This is a genomic window from Actibacterium sp. (genome assembly GCF_041584535.1).
In the GTDB taxonomy this organism is placed as follows: domain Bacteria; phylum Pseudomonadota; class Alphaproteobacteria; order Rhodobacterales; family Rhodobacteraceae; genus Actibacterium_D.
The window spans coordinates 1-4,457 of the sequence record NZ_JBFHDW010000226.1 but is presented as its reverse complement, the minus strand read 5'-3'; the positions used below and the strand labels follow the sequence as shown (position 1 = coordinate 4,457).

Below are 4,457 nucleotides of genomic sequence, written 5' to 3'. Positions count from 1 at the left end.
TCAACCTGATCCCGTTCAACGAATGGCCCGATGCGCCGTATCAGCGCAGCGACTGGGACCGGATCGAAGCCTTTGCCGATATCGTCTACAAGGCCGGTTATGCCAGCCCGATCCGCACCCCGCGCGGCGAAGACATCATGGCCGCTTGCGGTCAGTTGAAATCGGCGACCGAACGCGCCCGCAAAAGCCGGGCCGAAGTGGCGAAGGAAGCCGGACTGAACTGATCCCTGCGCCAATGCCGCCAGTTGTGCTAAAACTGGGGTAAACGCGGAGGAGGCGATGAAGTTCAAGCTGGGAAATCTCGAGGTCGAAACCTCGGACGCATACGGAACCAACGATTTTCACCAATACCGGGTCGGCCACCCCGGCCTGATCGGACGGCTGCCGCGCGCGGTCTATTTCTGGGATTGTCGGCTGGCGCCCAAGGGCAACCCGGTAAAGCCGACCTATTTCGTGACCGAGCCCAACCTGACCCTGACAGTGCTGACCGCCGCCGGGCGCGAGGATCAAACCGCCACGCAGGCGCTGTTCCGGCGTTTTCTGGCCGCCTCCGGCGCCGCCGACATCCCGGCGCTGAACGCCATGCTGTTGCAGAATTTCCCGCCGCTGATGGTGCGCATTCCGTGGCAGCGGCTGGATGACATGTTCATGTCCACCTATTCGGTGCGGGTGGTCGCTTGGGCCGATTACAAAGACATGTTCCTGACCCCGACCCACGGGCCGCAGCAGGACCGCTATCTGCTGTCCTATCCCGCCGCCGTGCGTTTCGCGGCGATCGTCGTCGGGTTTTGCGCGCCGAAACCGATGATCCTGATCCCGCCAAGGGATATCTCGGTCGGGATGACGCTGACGCCGGGCACGGGCACGCCAAAGGATTTCACTGACGAGTTCGACCGAAAACTAACAGATCGCATCCGCGAGAATCCCGGCGGCATGGGGCGCCTGCGCACCCGCTATAAATCCGAGACCGAGACCCGCGAAAAACGCTATCGCGATAAGATCGCCCGCGATTTCGACGACATCATGGATGAGCTGGACGACTGGTAACGTGATTGTCCGCGCGCCAGGCGTCGATGACCTGAATCGCCTCGTCTGCGGTTTCGACGAAATGGAACAGCTCCAGATCGTGCTCGGAAATCGTGCCGGCGCGGGCCAGAGCCTTCCAATTGATGATCTCTTCCCAGAACGCCCGGCCAAACAGCAGGAACGGGATCGGCTTCATGCGCTTGGTCTGGATCAGGGTCAGGCTTTCGAACATCTCGTCCAGCGTGCCAAAGCCGCCGGGGAACACCGCGACCACGCGGGCCCGCATCAGGAAATGCATCTTGCGAATCCCGAAATAGTGGAAGTTGAAGCACAGGTCCGGGGTGACAAAACTGTTGGGGCTTTGCTCGTGCGGCAGAACGATGTTCAGGCCAATCGACCGCCCGCCCGCATCCGCCGCGCCGCGGTTGCCCGCCTCCATCACGCCGGGGCCACCGCCGGTGATGATCACGTCATCGCGGCCACCGCCTGCAAGGCTTTTGAGCGTCATCAGCCGGGCGAATTCGCGGGCCTCGTCATAGTATTTTGACAGCTCGGCCAGCTTTTCGGTCGGGGCGGTGTCTTTCAGCGCCGGTTCAGGAATACGCGCGCCGCCGAACAGCACGATCGTGCTGTCGATCCCGGCCTCGGTCAGCATGATCTCGGGCTTCATCAGTTCAAGCTGCAACCGCACCGGGCGCAGCTCGTCCCGGCACAGGAACGCGTCATCGGCAAAGGCCAGTTTATAGGCCTTTGACCGGGTCTGAGGCGAATCTGGAATGCCACGCGCCGTTACGATATCGTGGTGCGCGTTGGGGAATACGCGCGTGTGATCGTCTTTCATGCCTGCCTCCCTTGCATTGCGCCGGTCCTGTTCTGGGTCTATAGGCTCTACCCCAATGAAACCAGTCACGTTTTGGAGGATCTCCCTTGTCCAACGCCCAGCTAGAAGCCGCAATCGAATCCGCATGGGACGCGCGCGACACAATCACCCCCGCCACCACCGGTGAAGCCCGCGATGCGATCGAACACACGCTGAACGCGCTGGACAGCGGCAGCCTGCGGGTGGCCGAGAAACAGGCGAACGGCGACTGGCATGTGAACCAGTGGGCCAAGAAGGCCGTGCTGCTGGGCTTTCGCCTGAAGGACATGGAAGAACAAAGCGGCGGCCCGCAAGGCAGCGGCTGGTGGGACAAGGTCGACAGCAAGTTCAAAGGCTGGGGCGCCGATCAGTGGAAAACTGCCGGGTTCCGCGCCGTTCCCAACTGTATCGTGCGCAAATCGGCCTATATCGCGCCGGGCGTGGTGCTGATGCCGTCGTTCGTGAACCTTGGCGCCTATGTGGGCGAAGGCACCATGGTCGACACCTGGGCCACCGTCGGCAGCTGTGCCCAGATCGGCAAAGGTGTGCACCTGTCGGGCGGCGTCGGCATTGGCGGCGTGCTTGAGCCGATGCAGGCCGGGCCGACCATCATCGAAGACAACTGCTTTATCGGCGCCCGCTCTGAGGTCGTCGAAGGCGTGATCGTCCGCGAAGGCGCGGTTCTGGGCATGGGCGTGTTCATCGGCCAGTCGACCAAGATCGTCGACCGCGCCACTGGCGAAGTCATGTATGGCGAAGTGCCGCCTTATTCGGTGGTCGTCGCCGGGTCCATGCCGTCGACCGGCGGTGTCAGCCTGTATTGCGCGGTTATCGTCAAGCGCGTCGATGCCAAGACCCGCAGCAAGACCGGTATCAACGACCTGCTGCGCGACTGATCCGGGATGGTTCTGGGCTTTCCCCTTGGCCGGTCGCGGCGCCGCAGCCCTAAGATGTATGACGTCGGGATTACATTCGAAGGGCCGAAATGCATCGTCGATTTCGGTCGGGGAAAGTTCGTTCTTGATGGGCCTGACCGTGGGCAGGAACGCGGTCAAACCTATGATTTCGCGGTTTACGCCCTGATCGCGGTCGGGTTGGCCAAGGGGATCGGCTTTCGCTTCCCTTATCCGATCTCGACCGAGGTTCAGACCCGCGTCCGCGAAAACCTGTTCGTCTGGGATGCGTGGCGGAAAAAGCACCTGCGCTCGACGGCGTTCGAGTTTTCTCAGGTCGCCGCGCCCCGGCCGCGCGCGGAAAGCGGCGGGATCATCGCGCTGAGCGGCGGGATCGATTCCACCTATGGCGCGCTGATCGCCAAGCATCAGCTTGGGATCACCGATGCGCTGCTGATCGCCGGTGCCGATTATTCCGATGCCGGGCAGGCCGGCTTTGTCGATCTGCGCCGCCGGGTGCAGGCCATCGCCGATCTGATCGGCCTGCGCCTGCATGTGCTTGAGACTGACATCCGCAGCCTGGGCATAAATTGGACCTACCTGCACCCGATGGTTCTGGCCGCGTGCCTGCATTATGCCGGGGGCGGGTTGAAACACGGGGTATTCTCGTCGGATTCGACCTTTTGGATTGACCTGACCAGCACCTCCAGCGCCAATTACCCCGGTTTTATCGAAACATTATCGACGGATCAGTTTCCGCTGAGCCATGTCGGGTCGAACGCGACGCGGGTGGACAAGTTGAAATTCCTCGACGAGATGCTGCCGCAGGTCTTTGACCACATGTCGGTGTGTTGGAAAGACACCGCGACAGGCGGCAATTGCGGGACATGTGAAAAATGCCGTCGCACGCAGTTGTGCATGGTTTCGGCCGGGCTGGACCCGCGCCGGATGTTCCCGAATTACCAGCCGCTGGCTGAAATCTTTGACGCCACGCCGCTGCCGCGCAAACGCGACAAGATCCTGACTCAGGGTCAATATTTCACCAAAAGCCTGCGCCACCTGCCCATCGGCCCTGAACGCGACGCCGCGATCCGGATGCTGACCCGGATTCAGGATGCGACAGGCGGACATTTCATGCAGGGCGCCACGCCCGACTTTGGCCCGATCCCGGTTGGATCGGTGGCCAGACTGCTGGACGACAAATCCGGGATTATTTCGCCGGTGATACGAGGATAAAATGAGCGACAAGCCGGAAAAGACGAAAAAGCCTCAGCAGGTCTTTACCCTGTTGGTTCAGGTCGGCCGCAAGACCGATGACGGTCTGCCCGATGGCGCCACCGGGGCCGGGCTGATGTGCTATGCCAGCGGCGTGGACGAGGCCGAAGCAGTGCGCGAAACCGTGGCCTTGTTGAAGCAGGCCGATCTGGCCCCGCTTGAGGTCACCGGCTATGGCACCGCCGACGATCGCCGCGAACAGGGGCACGAGATCACCGCCGAAGAGCTGGAGCTGATGGAACGCGCGCTTCAGGAAAACTCGGTCGTGGTGGCGCAGTTCACGCCGTTCTTCGATGGCGAGGAAACCGCCGATCCCGACGACCTAGTTCTGTGAGCCGAAATATTTGCGATACAGCCGGTCATACGTGCCGTTTTCCCGCAGGGTCAGCAGCGCACGGTTGATC

At 61.9% G+C, this 4,457-nt stretch carries 5 protein-coding genes and 1 pseudogene; 5 read left to right on the top strand and 1 reads right to left on the bottom strand.

What is annotated here, in order from left to right; genetic code table 11:
• Window positions 1-224: pseudogene (locus ABYW26_RS11100) on the top strand (23S rRNA (adenine(2503)-C(2))-methyltransferase RlmN); the annotation flags it as partial.
• Between the two features lie 55 nt (window positions 225-279).
• Window positions 280-1,047, top strand: a complete 768-nt coding sequence (locus ABYW26_RS11095) for a hypothetical protein (protein WP_372604932.1) — start codon at window positions 280-282, stop codon at window positions 1,045-1,047.
• Here the strand turns inward: ABYW26_RS11095 and ABYW26_RS11090 are convergent.
• Window positions 1,022-1,867, bottom strand: a complete 846-nt coding sequence (locus tag ABYW26_RS11090) for an LOG family protein (RefSeq protein WP_372604931.1) — start codon at window positions 1,865-1,867, stop codon at window positions 1,022-1,024. The genes ABYW26_RS11095 and ABYW26_RS11090 overlap by 26 nt on opposite strands.
• A gap of 86 nt (window positions 1,868-1,953) precedes the next feature.
• On the opposite strand from ABYW26_RS11090, the gene dapD reads away from it, so the two are divergent.
• From dapD to ABYW26_RS11075, 3 genes are read left to right on the top strand one after another with little or no spacing between them, the layout of a single operon-like run.
• Entirely contained in the window at window positions 1,954-2,781 is an 828-nt protein-coding gene (gene dapD / locus ABYW26_RS11085; RefSeq protein WP_372604929.1) for a 2,3,4,5-tetrahydropyridine-2,6-dicarboxylate N-succinyltransferase, read from the top strand.
• Between the two features lie 54 nt (window positions 2,782-2,835).
• Window positions 2,836-4,014, top strand: coding sequence for a hypothetical protein (locus tag ABYW26_RS11080; protein WP_372604928.1), 1,179 nt, complete (start codon window positions 2,836-2,838; stop codon window positions 4,012-4,014).
• 1 nt (window position 4,015) lies between these two features.
• A complete protein-coding gene (locus tag ABYW26_RS11075; protein ID WP_372604926.1) occupies window positions 4,016-4,387 on the top strand; it encodes a hypothetical protein in 372 nt (123 codons plus the stop codon).
• The last annotated feature ends 70 nt before the right edge of the window (window positions 4,388-4,457 follow it).